Below are 15,950 nucleotides of genomic sequence, written 5' to 3' on the forward strand. Positions count from 1 at the left end.
ATGTTCATTCACCAACTAGGATTTTTATCACTCTTGTTTGAACACTTGGTTCGCATATAACGAAAATCCTATCACCTGGCAAAAGTTGCGTATCCCCCCTTGGGATGATAAAATCATCTTTTCTTACAATTCCACCAAGAATGCTCTCGCTTGGAAGTGGAATTTCCTTCAAACTTTTGTAGGCCGAAGGGGAAGTTTCTGGTATTTCTAAACGCAGAAGGACCACCTTTCCCTCTTCCATCAAAAGCAAGTTTTCAATTTCCTCAGAAAAAAGCAAAGATTGTATCGTCGTAATAAGCAAATTTGTTGGACTGATGGCTGCTTTTACACCTAATTTTCGAAAGATTTCCACGTTGTCAGGATCGTTGACCATTGTAACGATTTTTTCAACACCGTAATATTTCCTTACCATTTGCGAGATGATCAAGTTATCCTTATCGGTGTTTGTCAGAACCACAACGATATCTTCTGGAGACAATTCTATTTGATCAAGGATTTCTTTTTTACTACCATCCCCTTGTATGACTATTGCCGATAACCTTCTTGCAAGTTCTCTACAAACGTCTGGATCTTTGTTTATCAAGTACACATGCGATCCTTTGGATATCATCATTCTTGCAAGATAATAAGCTATTCTATGACCACCGATTATTACGGTTTTCAATGCCTTCCCTCCGATGTAATTTTATTCAATATTCCTTCCGCAGATAAAGAGGTTGGAGAAATTATTTGAATTTCGAATTGCCTGAAAATTTCCTCGTTATAAGGATCGTTGACAAGGGATATCACCAAGGGTACACCAAAGTATTGCTTTGCTATCGCTGCAATCATGAAATTCGTGTTGTCATCATCAGTTGCAGCAATCACGACATCTGCGTGTTCAATCCTTGTCTCTCTTAAGTTTGAAACTTCCGTACCATCTCCAAAGATTTTAAATCCAGTGAACTCTTCTGAGAGTCTTTCAAAAGCTTTTTCGTTGCGGTCAATCACCACAACGTTGTGACCCATGGCCGACAAACGTGAGGCTACGATAGAACCTATCTTTCCACATCCAACCAATATGATGTACAAACTCTCAGTTTTCCTGCTCATAACTTGATATCTCCTCAAGGGCTTTTTTGTGATTTGGATCCAACGCTAAAGCTGCTTTTAAATGTTTGTATGCAAGCTCATCGTTTCCCATCTTTTTTAAAACCATGGCATAAATGTAATGAGACTCAGCAGATGGATGTATTGCAAAAAGATTTCTTGCCATTTTTTCCGCAACATCGTATCTTCCGTGAGACAGTTTTTCCTCTATCCTGCGAACAAGTTTCTCATATGTTATTTCATCTTTGCGAAGAAGTTCATCAACCTTTTTGATAAGGTCTTGTGAGGGAAAAGGTTTAGAAAGGTAATCGCAGGCACCATATTTCATCGCTTCCACGATTGGTGCAGCATTCGTTATGGCAGAAACTATCAACGTCGGTAATGAAAGTCCTTCGTTGGTCATCCTCTTCAAAAGTTCTACACCGGATATGCCAGGAAGTTTTAGGTCCAATATTAAAAGGTCGTAGCTGTTCTTTTTAAGTTCTACCAAAGCTTCCTCACCTGTGGCAACAGTCAACACGTGATGTCCTTGCTCTTCCAATATTCTTTTTATAAGAACTCGAACATTCCTTTCATCGTCGACAACCAGTATGTTAGCCATGTTGTCATCCCTCTATGCATGATAGTTTACCATAAAAAATCAAGTTGGTGTATAATAACTATCGGTGCCACGATAGGCGGGGGGCTGGCGGTCCCCTGTACCCGAAATCCGCCATACGCGGGGCCGAACTCCCACCCGAGGCGGCCTATGTCGGGAAACAGTTCGTGCCGAAGGCGATGAAGGCTGGGTCCTGTGCAACGGTGCGCCGTGAACCTGGTCAGGTCCGGAAGGAAGCAGCCATAAGCGGTTGCACCGTGTGCCGCAGGAGTGCCTGGCTGGAGCTGGAGGCACGAATATGCCCCGGTTTAGGTTTGTCGACGGTGGGTTCGTGGCACCATTTTTAAAACCCAAAATAGTTAAGAAACTTGACAGTTAAAAAACTTAACTATATAATCCTTGGGGTGATGAGTAATGGATGTAAATTCAAGAGAAATTTTGACGAGCATCTTTGATTTAGTTTTGGCTTTTTCGAAACGCATGGTTTTCAACGCAGAAGCAGCAAGTATTGGCAGCATGGAGCTTTACGTTTTACTCTACCTTTTCTTCAAAAAGCCAAAAAAGATGAGCGACATTGCAAGCGAATTTGCTATGACTAAGTCAAATATTACCCTTGTGATAGATTCTCTTGAAAAGAAGGGCTTTGTCGAAAGAGAAAGATCGGATGATGATAGAAGAGTTCTTTTAGTTAAGTTAACCTCAAAAGGTGAGCAGATTTGTCATCAGATTGTCGAGCAGCTTTCAAAATTAATCCAACGTGTGATATCATCCCTACCACCGGATGATTTGAAAGTGATATCTGATGGTTTTACTCGTTTGGTAAATTTTTTCAAAAACTTTTCGCAAAGCGATTTAGGTGGTGAGCTGGTGTGATGCGGTACAAGTACACGTTGATAACTTTAGCTTTATTTGCAATTTGCGCGTTCGTTGTTGTAAGCAAGATAAAGATAGATTCAAGCTATCTGGTTTTTTTGCCTGGATACAAGTACGGTCAAAGCTTTGAAAAAGTCAAAAGTGAGTATGTCAAGGCGTTGGTCGAGGTTTCTGAAAAATTTTCAGACGGAGCTCAGCTTCTTGTTGTCTTGTATTCCAAAGACACTTTTTTCGATGAGAAGAAAATATTGAAGCTGTCTGAGCTTCAAAATAAATTGTTGAGCTTGGAAGGCGTAAAAAGCATTTTGAGTGTTTTGAATTACCCATTTAAAAAGCCATACTTCGATGGGCAAAGTTTGAGCAAAGAAATATTGTTTGATGAAGAATCGAAAAATTTCATATCTTCCGATGGAAAATACGTTGTTTTAAGCTGTGTACTCAAAGCAAATAAGGATCTAAAATTCAATCCACAAGTTATAAGGGAGATTAAAAAAGTTTTGTCGGACTACGGTGAATTTTCACCTTTGCTTTTTGGTGAATCCGTGATCAATTATCACCTGTTCCAAGAAATTTTAAGGCAATCTTCCATTTATCCGACGATCATGTTCTTCGTCATATTCATCATTTTCTATTTCCAAACTCGTTCTTTTGTTGCCTCTTTGATAGCGCTGTGTTATCCTGTTATCTCGATAGTTGTAGTTTTAGCGGTTGCTTTGAGTTTTGGAATGGTTTTGAATGTTATGACTGTCATGTCTGTTTCGTTTTTAATAATCATCGGCTCGGCCTATGGTTTACATTTCTACAACGGTGTGCTGAGATTTAAAAAAGACGTCAGAAAGCACATGTTCAGACCTATTTTCTATTCAATGGTTACAACCGCAATAGGTTTTCTGTCTTTTCTTTTTGTAAAAATACAAGCTTTTAGAGAACTTGGAATGCTTGTTTCCTCGGGGTTAGCCGTGGATTTTATCCTTCTTTTTACCAGTGGTTATGAACTTTTGAGTAAGACAGCTCAAGAAATTGTAAAACCCCCAATATTTTTGAAGATAAGTTCAAGAAAGATTGGTATGGCAATTTTTGTCTTGGTTTTGCTTGCAGCGATCTCAAGTCCTTTGCTTTTGAAGAACATTCTCGTTGGTATGGACCAGGTCATGTACTTCGACAAAAAAAGTGAAATTCGAAGGGCAACGGAAATTCTAAGAAACTATTTTTCTTACAGAGAGCCGATTTATGTGATGTTGGAAAAATCTTCTCCTTTCAATTTAAAAGATGGAGAAACAGTTTTAGAAATAATCGATAAACTGAACAAATTGAACGGAGTTTCTTCGGTTCAATTTCCAACTTCTTTCTCACTACCATCTTTGATAATTGCCAGAAGGTTTCAACCAGCTGTTTCTTTCTTCGTTGCAGACAATCGAACCATTAGGTTGGTTGTGAACATGACACCTGAGGGTTACACAAAATCGTTGCAACTTAAAAGCGAAATTGAAAAGATTTTGAAAGATTACGAGTATTCTTACACTTTAGCGAGTGTTGCGTTTGTTGTTGAGGAAATAAATTCACAAATTGTTAAAAACCAGCTTGAAACTTTGTTCGTGAGTTTGATCTTCATATTTGTCGCGGTTTTGGCAGCTTTCAGAAAATTTGTTTTATCTTGGACAATTCTTGTTCCAATTTTTGCAACGGCTTTGATGAATTTTGCATTCATGTCTTTGTTAAAGGTTCGACTAGAAATTTCTACATCTATGGTGGCGAGCATTTTGATTGGATTGGTGGTTGATTATTCCATTCATCTAGCACACGATCTTCGCATGACTGAGGATATCGATCAAACGATTAGAAATATTGCGCTACCTATTTTTACAAACGCACTTGGTTTGATAGCAGGTTTTACTGTGTTGTTTTTCTCAAAACTTGCGCTTTTTAGAAATGTTTCTGTTTTGCTTTGCCTTGGTATAGCTTTTGGCTGTTTGTTCACGATTTTCTCTCAACCTATGATTTTGCAAAAAGTACTTATTATGAAAAAACAATCTTGAGAGGTGATTTTCTGATGATTTTGGTTACGGGTGCAACAGGGCATCTGGGGAACGTGCTTGTGAGGTTGCTGGTTGTTTCGAACAAAAAGGTCCGGGTTCTGGTTCTTCCAAATGAAGATTTGAAACCTTTGGAAGATTTAAACGTGGAAATTGTAAGGGGCGATGTGAGGGATTTTGAAGCCGTCAACAAAGCGTGTAAAAATGTAGAAGTAGTTTATCACTTGGCAGCCGTGATTTCAATTTTTGGAAAAAGCAAACTTGTGTACGAAGTTAATGTTGAAGGAACTAAAAATGTTTTGCGTGCTTGCATGAAAAATCGGGTTTCGAGAATGTTGTATGTAAGTTCAGTGCATGCCTTTGCCGAATTGGCAAAAGGTTCACTTATCGATGAGAACGTTCCAATCGATCCCAAGCTTGTAACCGGCCATTATGCAAAATCCAAAGCGATGGCAACGCAGGAAGTTTTGAAAGCCGTAAAAGAAGGATTTGATGCCGTTTTAATCTTTCCAACAGGCATAATAGGACCATACGATTGGCGTTTATCCGAAATGGGTTCTTTGATCGTTTACTTTTGTGGTGGAATGTTGAAATTAGCAGTTGGTGGAGGATTTGACTTTGTGGATGTTCGTGATGTAGCTAAAGCCATGATCTTGGCTTTAGAAAAAGCCGATCGTGGCGAGAAATTTATCTTAAGCGGCGAATATGTAACCATAAGGGCACTCATAGAGATGCTTGAAAGAATAGTTGGTAAGAAACCAAGAGTAATATTCTTGCCAAACTGGACGGCTTACCTGGTTGCAATGGCAGCGATTCCCTATTACAAACTTAAAAACCAAAAACCGTTGCTAACCTTTTACAGCGTTTTTGCTTTAAGCAGAGGATACATTTATTCAAACCAGAAGGCACGTCAAAAACTTGACTTTTCGCCGATGCCAGTCTTTGAATCTTTAAAAGATGCTGTTGATTGGTTCGCTGAAAACGGTTACGTTGTCACTCGCTCTCGCTGATAACTTGTTGAATCCTTCTTGAAAGTTGTGTTTCGTAATCGGGTTGTATTTTCTCGTACTCTCCGTGCATCAAAGGAGAGGATATCAAAAAATCCGCTGTTGATCTGTTTATCGCCACAGGTATGTTGTAAACTGTTGCAAGTCTTATCAAAGCCTTGATGTCAACATCGTGAGCGAGAGGCTCCAGTGGATCCCAAAAGAAGATCAAAATATCTATCTCGCCTTCAGCAATCTTTGCGCCTATCTGCTGATCTCCACCAAGTGGACCACTTTTAAACTTTGTCACTTTCAAACCGGTTATTTCCTCTATCATTGCTCCGGTTGTTCCAGTGGCAAAAAGCTCATGCTTCGACAATGTTCCTTTGTTGAAAAGCACCCACTCAGCCAAATCTTTCTTCATTCTGTCGTGAGCGATTAATGCTATCCTTTTTTTGGAAGACATTTTAACAGTTTTTCCCATTCAACAACACCTCCCATAAGAATATCAAACCAAATTTTTAAAAAGGAAGGTGAGAAAAAGTGAAAAAATTCTTGTTACTTTTAATAATCGCTTTAGTTGAAACAAAGCTTTTTGACTGTGATGTTTTAATTGCAAAATATGGTAACAAAAAGCTCGATCGAAGTGTTTACTCTTTCGAAATTGTGGATGGAATAAAAATTGCCTATCGAAGGATAGGACAAGGTGAACTGCTTGTTTTGATTCACGGCTTTATGGGCAATTCAAGCAATTTTGAGGTTATCTTTGAAAAGCTTTCCAAAGATTTCACTGTTGTGGCAATTGATCTACCTGGTTTTGGGCTGTCAGAGAAAGATCCTTTAAAACCCCTTTCTAAAAGATATCTTGCCAGCGTTGTTTCCAGCTTAGTCGATAAACTCGGATTTTCCAGTTGTTCAGTCCTAGGACATTCAATGGGTGGAGAAGTGGCGATGTGGGTTGCTTTGGATAAGCCGAGTACCGTGAAAAAGTTGATATTGGTCAACAGTACCGGAAAAGTCGAAGAGTCAACTTCTTACCCAAATTTGCTTGGTATCCCTTTCTTTCAAATTTTTGCCAGGCTTGTTTTCTTCAACTATTGGTTTCTCAAGAAAACCTGGCTTGATATGCTGGTTGTTAAAGAAAACTTCGATGAAGAGTATTTTCTTAAAAATTATTCTTTGATGTATCGAACTCCTCACAAGGTAATAGAAAATCTGGCAAAAAATTCAGATACACAGCTTTTGATTCAAAAAATAGAGCAAATCACAACACCAACTTTAATCATATGGGGAGATCGAGATTTTTTAGTTCCACTTGAAAACGCTCTGTGGTTTTTGGAAAAAATCAAAAATTCAAAGTTACTCGTAATAAACGAGGCAGGACATTTACCGTTCATAGACAAACCGGAGCAGTTTGCAAATTCGGTTAGAAGCTTTTTGCTTGAAGAATAAACGACTTTTTTCATTCAAAGCAGCTAATATCAAGGAGGTGTCAACTTAAGCTGGGGAATACGATAAAATAAACAAAAACCAACTCTTCTCACCGAAAGGAGGTTCCCGTAAAGATGAAAGTTACAACAACAAATATCACCGAGTACCTATACCAAATTATACCAAACCTTTTTCAAAGACAAAGAGTTCCACATGAGGCGGAAGTATGAACTTGCATTAAGGAAGGCAGCAGCCATAATTGGAGTCAGTCATGAAGCCTTGAGGAAATGGTGGGCAAGGATGAATGCTGAGAAGATAGAAGGCAATGCAGTAGTAGCTATAGACGAGATGAAGGTGAACATAAATGAGGTTAAGAGGAAGAAAGTGATCTATGCGTTGGTCAGTAAGACACGAGAGAAAGGCAAAGCAATGGCCATGGTGAGACTTAGGGTGAATTTTGTGTCTGGGAATGGGTTGAAAAGGTATAGTTTTCCCTTTTCTATTGCGGCTTTTTGATGTCTTCAGACTTATTTTTGTCAATGGAAATGATTTTGAGAAAGATATTCTTTCAGTTTAATCAAGGAAACCTGTGTCACTGTTAAGGAACTGAGAGTGAATAACAAGACGGTTGTTGCGAGGTATTTTTGATCATAGTTTCATATTGCCAGCAAGAATCGGACACAAAATTATCCGAACTCCCGGCCATGGTACTGGGAAGCGAGAAAAAAGAATATGGGATATTGGGAACACGAGCATGAGAGGTTTGGGGAAAGAAGTCTTGTTGAGAGTGTGATAGGGATAACAAGGTATAGGCTGAGGCGTTTTAACATAAGCAGGTTATGGTACAAGAGGAGGGATGAGGACATAGTTAAGTGGCTATTTCCATTTCTTATTAGTGCAGTTTTCCTTCTTAAGTTGACAGGTCCGCTTAATGCATAAATGAGACTAAACTCAAAATATCTACAATAGTAAAGATGGAAACGGGTAAATAAAGTTGCAAAAATACCAAATTTTGCTGAAAAATGCTAGGATATTTATTGGGTCTTTTTGATTGACAAAATATTGCTGGAGGTGGTTAGGTCAATGTCGACGTACGATGTTGCCGTGATTGGAGCAGGTCCAGGAGGTTATGTGGCGGCGATAAAGCTTGCCCAGCATGGTAAAAAAGTAGTCTTGTTTGAAAAAAACTTTTTAGGTGGAACTTGCACAAACGTAGGTTGCATTCCAACAAAGGCTTTGCTTACCAGCGCGCATTTGTATTCGGAAATAATGGAAAAATCAACGCAGCTTGGCATCAACGTTGAAAAGGTTTCGTTTGACTTTCCAACGATTATGTCCCACATGAGAAAAGTTGTTCAGATGTCACAAAAGGGAATCGAGTATCTGTTGAAGAAAAACGGTGTTGAAGTGGTTTTCAAAGAAGCGGTCGTTCTTTCGCCAAATCAAGTCAAGGCTGCGGATAAGATTTTTGAGGCAAGGAATCTTGTCATAGCCACTGGATCTACTCCAACAATTGTACCACCTTTTAACGAGGTTCCTGGTATTTGGACAAGTGATGATGTTTTCAAAATGAACGAACTTCCAAAGAGCGTTTTGATAGTTGGAGGCGGAGTTATAGGGATAGAGCTTGCAACCTTCTTTTCAGCTTTAAGAGTTCCGGTGGCCATCGTTGAGTTGATGCCGCACATACTTCCCACGGAAGAAAAGGAAGCGGCAGAAGTTGTCGCAAAAGTTCTTAAAAGAAGAGGAGTTGAAATATACGAACAATCAAAAGTTACGGCGGTTGAGATCACAAAAGACGGTTATCTGTGCAAAATAGAAACAAAAAATGGTCAAGTTGAAAAGGCTGCGGAAAAGGTGATTGTAGCAGTTGGAAGAAAACCGTTCATTCCTGAAAGTGTAAAAGCCCTCGGATTAACGATTGAAAAAGGTATAAAAACTGACGATAGAATGAAAACCAGCATACCAAATGTTTATGCTATAGGAGACGTCAAAGGACAAATCATGCTTGCGCATGTTGCCATGTACGAAGCAGTTGTTGCCGCAAAGAATATTTGCGGGGAAGAAGTAAGGATGGATTATTCCGCGGTTCCAAGTGTGATCTTTTCCAACCCAGAGATAGCAAGTGTTGGTTTGAAGGAAAAGGATGTTGATCCAGAAAAGGTTAAGGTCTTCTCGTTCCCATTCAGCGCAAATGGTAGGGCAAGAACAATGCTTGAACGCGAAGGATTTGTAAAAGTGATTGCGGATAAAGATTCTTTAACAATACTTGGGATGACCATAGTTGGTCCAAACGCGACGGAAATGATAATGGAAGGAGTTGTAGCAGTGAAAAACAAGTTGAACGCTCATCAACTTGAGCAGTCCATCCACCCGCATCCAACTTTGGCAGAATCCATACTTGGAGCGTTGGAAGGAATCGTTGAAAAGCCAATCCATCTTTGAAAACCAGCGAGGTGGGAAAATTGGTCAGGCGTATGTCATCCCATCCGATATTGGAAATCGAAGAAAAAAGAAAGGTGAAAATTTACTTCGAAGGTAAAGAACTAGAAGCTTTTGAAGGTGAAACCATAGCCTCTGCGCTCGTTGCGAACGGAATAGATGTCTTTGGATACACTGAAAATGGGCGTCCGCGAGGTTTTTACTGTGCCATAGGCAAATGTTCCTCTTGCTTGATGATAGTCGACGGTGTTCCAAACGTCAGAACGTGTATCACACCCGTGAAAGATGGTATGAAAATCCAAAGGCAATACGGCAGGGGTGAGGTTTTGTGATAACGACGGATTTGCTTGTGGTTGGCGGAGGACCAGCCGGATTAAGCGCAGCAGTTGAGGCCGCCAAAAGAGAAGTCAAGGTTCTCATTGTTGATGAAGGCGTTCAGCTCGGTGGACAGCTTGTCAAGCAAACTCACAAATTTTTTGGGCATGAGGGTTTTTACGCGTCTGTTCGAGGTTATGAAATAGCTGAAAAACTCATATCCCAGTTGAACGAGAATGTAACCGTAAAGAAAATGACTACGGTGATAGGAATATATGAAGATGTTGTGGCAGCCTACGATCGGCAGGAAGATGTGGTTTTTAAAATTAAACCAAGATACATTTTGCTTGCCACTGGCGCCAGCGAAAGATTTATCGCTTTTGAGAACAACCATTTGCCAGGTGTGTACGGAGCAGGTGCTGTTCAAACTTTGATGAACCAATTCAAAGTCCTTCCCGGGAAAAGGGTGTTGATGGTTGGATCTGGAAACATAGGACTAATCGTTTCTTACCAGCTTTTGCAAGCGGGGGCGGAAGTTGTCGCGATCGTTGAGATCGCAGATAAAGTCGGTGGATACGATGTTCATGCAAGAAAGGTAAAAAGGCTTGGTGTTCCAATACTGTTAAGGCACACCATAAAAAAGGCCATAGGTACAGAGAGAGTGGAAGGAGCAATAGTAGTCGCAGTAAACGAAAATTTTGAACCTATACCTGGTACCGAAAAAGAGTTTGCCGTCGACACAATATGCATAGCTGTTGGTTTACAACCGAGTGTTGAGTTGGCCGCAATGGCTGGTGTGAAAATAGAGTACGTTCCAGAACTTGGAGGTTTTGTGCCATACAGAGATGAATATATGAGGACCAACGTTCCGAATATTTTTGTCGCAGGTGATCTTGCTGGAATAGAAGAGGCAACTACTGCGATGATTGAAGGAAGAATCGTTGGTCTTGTTGTTGCAAAGGAAGTTCGTGGCGTAGACGTTGATGAAGAACTGAAAAACTTGCAGAGAGAACTTGTTGAATTTAGATCTGGTCCGTTCTCAGATAAGGTGAGGAAAGGTCTTCAAAGATTTTATCAACAGCAAGTTTTGCCTTATTCCAAGGAAAAGCAAACTGATCTTGGTCCAGTTGGAAAGTTAAGACCAATAATCGAATGCTTTGAAAACATCCCATGTAACCCTTGTGCAACATCTTGTCCCAAGGGTGCCATTAAAGTGCCAGATAATATAAACAGCCTACCGTTGATAGACTACTCCAAATGCAATGGATGTGGTATATGCGTTGTGAAATGCCCAGGCTTGGCGATATTCATGGTTCAGGAAAATTATGAACCAGGATACGATCTTGTGGGTATTCCTTACGAATTTTTACCAGTGCCGGAAAAAGGCTGGCAAGTTGTTGCACTGGATGAAGAAGGAAAAGAAATATGCGATGCAACAGTTGTTGGAGTTGTGAAAACGAAGGTAAAGACAAACATAGTTTACATATCTGTTCCGGCAGATTATGGGCAAAAGGTGAGAAGTTTCAAACTCAAGAAGGTGGAGGAAAAAATTGTTTGCCGCTGCGAGGAAATTACGGAAGAGCAAATAGAAAAAGCCATAGAAGAAGGCTATACCGATTATGAAGAACTTAGAAGATACCTTAGGTTGGGTATGGGACCGTGTGGTGGTAGGACGTGTAGATCGATTGTGCTAAGCATTTTGGCAAGGAAAGCGAAGAAACCTGTTCTGGAAAACTTTCAACCTTCCTTTAGGCCACCTGTGATGCCAGTTAAGATGGAATCCATAGCGCGAGGTGGGGAAGAATGAAGAATAGCTACAAAGTAGCCGTAATAGGTGCTGGGGTTGTCGGTTGTTCTGTTGCGTACCACTTGGCAAAACTTGGAATTAACGATGTTGTAGTTTTTGATAAAAGCTACATAAGCTCTGGTTCAACCGGTCGATGTGCTGGGGGAATACGTCAGCAGTGGAGTTCTCCCCACAACGTTTTACTTGCGATGAGGAGCGTAAAACTTTTTGAAAAACTCGAATCGGAGACTGGCATGGATGTTGAATACAAGCAGGGAGGATATTTGATCCTTTCTTACAGCGAGGAAGAAGCAGAGCAATTTGAAAAGAACGTAGAGATGCAACGTGAACTAGGACTTGATGTGGAAATATTGTCTGTGAAAAAAGTCAAGGAAAGATATCCTTACATCGATTTATCTGGAGTAGTACTTGCCACATTTTGTCAAACAGACGGGCATGCAAATCCGCACTTGGTGAATTTTGCTTATGCAAAATCTGCTAGAAAACTTGGGGTGGAGATTTTCACCCACACCGAGGTGTGGGGAATAGAAGTCAAAGATTACGAATTTGTGCTTCACACAACTAAAGGAAAAGTAACGGCTCAAATAGTCGTCAACGCTGCTGGTCCACATTCGAGGGAAATTGCTTCGATGGTTGGAGTAGATCTTCCCACTGAAAGTTATAGACATCAAATTATGGTTACAGAACCGGTCAAAAACTTTTTCGACCCGATGGCAATAAGTTTTTCAGGGAACTTTTACATGCGTCAAACCAAACATGGACAATTCATAATGGGACAGGGAGATCCAAACGAAAAGCCGGGGTTGAATTACAATGTCACTTTTGAATTTGTAGAGGAAATGTGCAAAAAAATGACCAGAATTTTCCCATTTTTGAGAAATGTTAGAATAGTTAGACACTGGTCTGGTCATTACAACATGTCACCGGATGCTCAACCAATAATCGGTGAATCTACAACGGTGAAGAACTTTTATTATGCGGTTGGTTTCAGTGGACATGGTTTTATGCTCGCACCAGCCGTTGGTGAAGCGATAGCGGAATTGATAGCTTACGGAAAAACTTTGCATGTTGATTTGTCTGAGTTAAACTTGGATAGATTTGAAAAAACTGTTGTCAGAGAAAGAAATGTCGTTTAGGTGGAATTATGTTGGACTTATTCTACGCAGTCATTTGGGTATCGCTCGGTGTTGGGTTTGAGTACTTGGTCGGTATATCTAGGCTTTTAATCCTTCAAGAGGTTGTTAAACCGGCTTTCATTTTCACTTCACTTTGTGCAGCCTTGCACGGCCCGTTTTTGTCGTCTGTTGTTGGTTTTTTGACTGTGATAATTTCCGATGTGGCAAAAGAATGGTTGATTGGTTTGGGCAGTTTTTTGCTTGCCGTTAAACTTGCCATTTTTGGACTCTTTGTTGGCTTTACTTTTAAAAAGACAAATCGTTTGCTGATTTCTTTGATTTGTTGCTTTGTGATCATCAAGGTTGTAGAACTAATTTTAACGCTTTGGAAAGGGGTTTTTTCTTTCTCAAACTTTTTACTTGATTTTCTCAACTTGATGTTGTTACTAACAGTAGTACCTGTTTTTTGGAAAATTCTGGTAAAATCGTTCAAGAAACCAAAAGGAGGTAGAGAGGTATGAACATAGTCTACAGTGCTGCTCCAGGAGCAACAGGTACGTCGGGCACTTCAACGGCAACTGGCACAGGAAGTACTTTCAGCTTCTTTGTACTGCTTATTCTTCTTTTTGCCATGTTTTATTTTTTAATCATTCTTCCACAGAGAAGAAGGGAAAAGCAGTTTAGAGAGATGATCAGCAACTTAAAACGTGGAGATGTTGTCATAACAGTCGGTGGAATCGTCGGAAAAGTTGTTGATATCAGAAAAGATACTGTGAAGATCAAGACAGCCATGACGACAGAGCTTGAGATAACCAAAAGAGCCATTGCAACGGTTTTGAAAGAGAAAGAAGAGGAAACCAAGGAATTTGAGGAAGGAGACAGCTCAAAAGAAGATAAAAAATAAAGCTCGGCTAAGGAGGGAAGCAAATGTCAAAGTCTGATCGAATAAGATTGGTTGTGGTGATAGCGGTAATTTTTCTTGCCTTACTTTCATTGCTTTGGCCGACGAAAGAAAGAACTTATAAAGGATTCGCGGCTGTTTTTCAGAGGATCAAACTGGGGCTTGATATAAGAGGTGGTGCTCGACTTGAATATCGAGTTGACATAAAGGAAAACGTCGAAAATCCTGCCGATGTGGTGGACAACGTGCTGATGGTTTTGAGAAACAGGTTGGATTCCGCTGGTTACACCGAAGCGACTCTTAGAAAAGTTTTCAGGGAAAACAACGCTTTTATAGTTGTCGAGATACCAGGGGTTAACGATACCACTGCAGCTGAAAAGTTAATTGGTTCAACCGGTGTTTTGTACTTTGCACAGGTTCTTGACGAAACGAATGTAAACCCAGAAACTGATCCAAGGTTGAAAGATCTAGCGAGGATAAAGAGGGCAACTTGGCTACCAGCTAGAGAAGGTAACAAATGGTACCTTGTGCGAGAAGAAATTATGCTTATCAGGGATTTAAAACTTGTTTCTCCAAGAATTGTGTCTGCAAGCCCTGTTCCAGAAACACGCGTTGGAAGATTTGGTTACAAGGTCACATTTGAGTTGTCGAAAGAGGATGCGGAAATTTTCAAAAGAATAACTCAGCAACTTGTTGTTTCTGAAGCCGCCATTGGAACTCCGGCAGCCGCAGAAAAAAGATTGGCAATAGTACTTGACGATGTCGTTCAATTCGCAGGTTACGTTGTTTCAGTGATACCAGATGGAAAAGCAGAGATTACTGGGAACTTTTCTCTTGAAGAGGCAAGAAGATTGGCGGCGATATTGAGAAGCGGTGCTTTACCTGCGAGGTTGGAAAAGGTTTCTGCCGGATGGGTTGCTCCACTTTTAGGTTCAGACATAATAAGAGCTTCTTTTATCGCTGGAATAGTTGGTTTAATCCTTGTGCTGATCTATATGGTCGCATTCTATGGTGTACAAGGTATCATAGCCGACATAGCCTTGATCTACAACACGATATTGTTGCTTGGCATTTTGGCTGCAACAGGTTCCATCCTAACCTTGCCAGGTATAGCTGGAATACTCTTTACAATTGGAACAACCGTTGATGGGAACATAATAATCATAGAGAGGATAAAAGAAGAGTTGAGGTTAGGAAAATCAATCAAAGCGGCCATTGCAACTGCTTTTGAGAGATCCTTCATAACTTTGTTCGACGCCAACTTAACCACCATAATAGCTGGTTTGGTTCTGTACTACTTTGGTACAGGAACGGTTAAAGGATTTGCAATCACGCTGATAATAGGAGTAATAGGAAGCTTTTTTGTAAACATAGTTCTATCGAGGGTTTTAACCGATGCTCTCAGTTCTTTCATACGCAAACCAGCCGTTGAAGGGGAGGGAGCAAAGTCGTGAAGTACTTTGATTTTGTTGGAAAGAGAAAAATCTTCATAGGAATATCCGTTGTTTTGATAGTTGTTTCCTTGTTGTCCATTTTCACGAAGGGTTTTAGACTTGGGGTTGAATTTTTGGGTGGTTCGGAAATAATCTTAAGGGTTGAGCAGAAAAATTTCTCAGAATCGGATGTTAGATCATCGCTAACAGAAATTTCTCCAAAACTTTCAGCTGCTAGGGTGACAAAAATTAGAGCAGTCGGAGAAGCTGAAAACGTCGAAAAATTTTCGATAACTTTACCGTTTATTTTTGAAGCCGAGGAAAAGGCAGATCTTCAAAAGCAAATTGAGGAAAAATTGTTGGCTAGAAACATAAAGGGAACAATTGTTTCTTTCAACGAAACCAGTGGATTTGCCGCACAAGAAATCAGAGGTCTAACTTGGCGTGCGATATTGATAACTCTAGTTGCCATTTTGGCTTACATTTCTCTTAGGTTTAGCTTTGTTTTCGGAATCGGCGCAGTGGCGGCATTGGCTCATGATGTGTTAATCACCCTTGGATTCTTTTCAATTGCAAGCTATGAACTCAACGTTCCAGCAGTTGCTGCTCTACTCACGCTCATTGGATATTCTTTGAACAACACCATAATAATTTACGATAGGATCAGAGAAAACATGAGAAAATTTAAGGGAAAAGCGATTTCTGAGATCATCAATCAAAGCACGATGCAAGTTTTAAGAAGGACTATAAACACATCTTTGACCACTTTTATAGTTGTGTTCGTCTTGCTCTTGTTCGCAGGCAATGCGATCAAACCTTTTGCTTTCGGCATGACCGTTGGAGTAGTTGTTGGTACTTATTCCTCAATTTTTGTAGCTGCTCCGCTAGTTGCTAACTGGGTAAAACAAAGATAACACTAAGCCCCCG

At 40.2% G+C, this 15,950-nt stretch carries 18 protein-coding genes and 1 other RNA gene; 15 read left to right on the top strand and 4 right to left on the bottom strand.

What is annotated here, in order from left to right; genetic code table 11:
• Nucleotides 1–4: 4 nt before the first annotated feature.
• From THETH_RS02080 to THETH_RS02090, 3 genes are read right to left on the bottom strand one after another with little or no spacing between them, the layout of a single operon-like run.
• Complete coding sequence (locus tag THETH_RS02080) at nt 5–664, bottom strand: NAD-binding protein (protein WP_013931729.1); 660 nt, start codon at nt 662–664, stop codon at nt 5–7.
• Nucleotides 661–1,092: a potassium channel family protein gene (locus THETH_RS02085; protein ID WP_013931730.1), complete on the bottom strand. Its 432-nt coding sequence runs from the start codon at nt 1,090–1,092 to the stop codon at nt 661–663. Before THETH_RS02085 ends, THETH_RS02080 begins: the two co-directional genes overlap by 4 nt.
• Nucleotides 1,076–1,690, bottom strand: a complete 615-nt coding sequence (locus THETH_RS02090; protein ID WP_013931731.1) for a response regulator — start codon at nt 1,688–1,690, stop codon at nt 1,076–1,078. Before THETH_RS02090 ends, THETH_RS02085 begins: the two co-directional genes overlap by 17 nt.
• A gap of 67 nt (nt 1,691–1,757) precedes the next feature.
• On the opposite strand from THETH_RS02090, the gene ffs reads away from it, so the two are divergent.
• The 4 genes from ffs to THETH_RS02105 all read left to right on the top strand — a co-directional run bounded on the left by ffs (nt 1,758) and on the right by THETH_RS02105 (nt 5,603).
• Nucleotides 1,758–2,022: signal recognition particle sRNA large type (ffs, locus tag THETH_RS10440), an RNA gene on the top strand.
• Between the two features lie 79 nt (nt 2,023–2,101).
• Nucleotides 2,102–2,560, top strand: a complete 459-nt coding sequence (locus THETH_RS02095; protein ID WP_013931732.1) for a MarR family winged helix-turn-helix transcriptional regulator — start codon at nt 2,102–2,104, stop codon at nt 2,558–2,560.
• A complete protein-coding gene (locus THETH_RS02100; protein ID WP_245530571.1) occupies nt 2,560–4,596 on the top strand; it encodes an efflux RND transporter permease subunit in 2,037 nt (678 codons plus the stop codon). The genes THETH_RS02095 and THETH_RS02100 overlap by 1 nt, the downstream gene beginning before the upstream one ends.
• Nucleotides 4,597–4,610: 14 nt before the next feature.
• Entirely contained in the window at nt 4,611–5,603 is a 993-nt protein-coding gene (locus THETH_RS02105) for an SDR family oxidoreductase (protein ID WP_013931734.1), read from the top strand.
• Here THETH_RS02105 and THETH_RS02110 read toward each other — a convergent pair.
• Entirely contained in the window at nt 5,587–6,063 is a 477-nt protein-coding gene (locus THETH_RS02110; RefSeq protein WP_013931735.1) for a methylglyoxal synthase, read from the bottom strand. The genes THETH_RS02105 and THETH_RS02110 overlap by 17 nt on opposite strands.
• 59 nt (nt 6,064–6,122) lie before the next feature.
• On the opposite strand from THETH_RS02110, the gene THETH_RS10255 reads away from it, so the two are divergent.
• From THETH_RS10255 to secF, 11 genes are all read left to right on the top strand, one after another.
• Nucleotides 6,123–7,031, top strand: coding sequence for an alpha/beta fold hydrolase (locus tag THETH_RS10255; protein WP_013931736.1), 909 nt, complete (start codon nt 6,123–6,125; stop codon nt 7,029–7,031).
• 192 nt (nt 7,032–7,223) lie between these two features.
• Entirely contained in the window at nt 7,224–7,526 is a 303-nt protein-coding gene (locus THETH_RS10445; RefSeq protein WP_013931738.1) for a hypothetical protein, read from the top strand.
• Between the two features lie 216 nt (nt 7,527–7,742).
• Nucleotides 7,743–7,949 (top strand): hypothetical protein, encoded by a 207-nt coding sequence (locus tag THETH_RS10450; RefSeq protein WP_013931739.1) that lies wholly within the window; start codon nt 7,743–7,745, stop codon nt 7,947–7,949.
• Nucleotides 7,950–8,093: 144 nt separating this feature from the next.
• The gene (lpdA, locus tag THETH_RS02125) at nt 8,094–9,455 is read left to right on the top strand and encodes a dihydrolipoyl dehydrogenase (RefSeq protein ID WP_013931740.1); all 1,362 of its coding nucleotides are present in this window, start codon (nt 8,094–8,096) and stop codon (nt 9,453–9,455) included.
• Between the two features lie 11 nt (nt 9,456–9,466).
• A complete protein-coding gene (locus THETH_RS02130) occupies nt 9,467–9,784 on the top strand; it encodes a (2Fe-2S)-binding protein (RefSeq protein ID WP_013931741.1) in 318 nt (105 codons plus the stop codon).
• Complete coding sequence (locus tag THETH_RS02135; RefSeq protein ID WP_013931742.1) at nt 9,781–11,574, top strand: FAD-dependent oxidoreductase; 1,794 nt, start codon at nt 9,781–9,783, stop codon at nt 11,572–11,574. The genes THETH_RS02130 and THETH_RS02135 overlap by 4 nt, the downstream gene beginning before the upstream one ends.
• Entirely contained in the window at nt 11,571–12,710 is a 1,140-nt protein-coding gene (locus THETH_RS02140) for an NAD(P)/FAD-dependent oxidoreductase (RefSeq protein ID WP_013931743.1), read from the top strand. The genes THETH_RS02135 and THETH_RS02140 overlap by 4 nt, the downstream gene beginning before the upstream one ends.
• A gap of 11 nt (nt 12,711–12,721) precedes the next feature.
• On the top strand, nt 12,722–13,210 hold the full coding sequence (locus tag THETH_RS02145; RefSeq protein WP_041446354.1) for a putative holin: 489 nt from the start codon (nt 12,722–12,724) through the stop codon (nt 13,208–13,210).
• The gene (yajC, locus tag THETH_RS02150; protein ID WP_013931745.1) at nt 13,207–13,593 is read left to right on the top strand and encodes a preprotein translocase subunit YajC; all 387 of its coding nucleotides are present in this window, start codon (nt 13,207–13,209) and stop codon (nt 13,591–13,593) included. The genes THETH_RS02145 and yajC overlap by 4 nt, the downstream gene beginning before the upstream one ends.
• Nucleotides 13,594–13,616: 23 nt before the next feature.
• Entirely contained in the window at nt 13,617–15,044 is a 1,428-nt protein-coding gene (gene secD / locus THETH_RS02155) for a protein translocase subunit SecD (RefSeq protein WP_013931746.1), read from the top strand.
• Nucleotides 15,041–15,937: a protein translocase subunit SecF gene (gene secF / locus THETH_RS02160; protein WP_013931747.1), complete on the top strand. Its 897-nt coding sequence runs from the start codon at nt 15,041–15,043 to the stop codon at nt 15,935–15,937. Before secD ends, secF begins: the two co-directional genes overlap by 4 nt.
• Nucleotides 15,938–15,950: the final 13 nt, after the last annotated feature.

The sequence above is a fragment of the Pseudothermotoga thermarum DSM 5069 genome, from assembly GCF_000217815.1.
GTDB classification, from domain to species: Bacteria; Thermotogota; Thermotogae; order Thermotogales; family DSM-5069; genus Pseudothermotoga; species Pseudothermotoga thermarum.

What these genes read in the sequence shown, in the direction of transcription:
- THETH_RS02085 (WP_013931730.1), bottom strand. Translation starts at nt 1,092, where the DNA reads ATGAGCAGGAAAACTGAGAGTTTGTACATCATATTGGTTGGATGTGGA.
- THETH_RS02090 (WP_013931731.1), bottom strand. Translation starts at nt 1,690, where the DNA reads ATGGCTAACATACTGGTTGTCGACGATGAAAGGAATGTTCGAGTTCTT.
- THETH_RS02095 (WP_013931732.1), top strand. Translation starts at nt 2,102, where the DNA reads ATGGATGTAAATTCAAGAGAAATTTTGACGAGCATCTTTGATTTAGTT.
- THETH_RS02100 (WP_245530571.1), top strand. Translation starts at nt 2,560, where the DNA reads ATGCGGTACAAGTACACGTTGATAACTTTAGCTTTATTTGCAATTTGC.
- THETH_RS02105 (WP_013931734.1), top strand. Translation starts at nt 4,611, where the DNA reads ATGATTTTGGTTACGGGTGCAACAGGGCATCTGGGGAACGTGCTTGTG.
- THETH_RS02110 (WP_013931735.1), bottom strand. Translation starts at nt 6,063, where the DNA reads ATGGGAAAAACTGTTAAAATGTCTTCCAAAAAAAGGATAGCATTAATC.
- THETH_RS10445 (WP_013931738.1), top strand. Translation starts at nt 7,224, where the DNA reads ATGAGGCGGAAGTATGAACTTGCATTAAGGAAGGCAGCAGCCATAATT.
- THETH_RS10450 (WP_013931739.1), top strand. Translation starts at nt 7,743, where the DNA reads ATGGGATATTGGGAACACGAGCATGAGAGGTTTGGGGAAAGAAGTCTT.
- lpdA (WP_013931740.1), top strand. Translation starts at nt 8,094, where the DNA reads ATGTCGACGTACGATGTTGCCGTGATTGGAGCAGGTCCAGGAGGTTAT.
- THETH_RS02140 (WP_013931743.1), top strand. Translation starts at nt 11,571, where the DNA reads ATGAAGAATAGCTACAAAGTAGCCGTAATAGGTGCTGGGGTTGTCGGT.
- yajC (WP_013931745.1), top strand. Translation starts at nt 13,207, where the DNA reads ATGAACATAGTCTACAGTGCTGCTCCAGGAGCAACAGGTACGTCGGGC.
- secD (WP_013931746.1), top strand. Translation starts at nt 13,617, where the DNA reads ATGTCAAAGTCTGATCGAATAAGATTGGTTGTGGTGATAGCGGTAATT.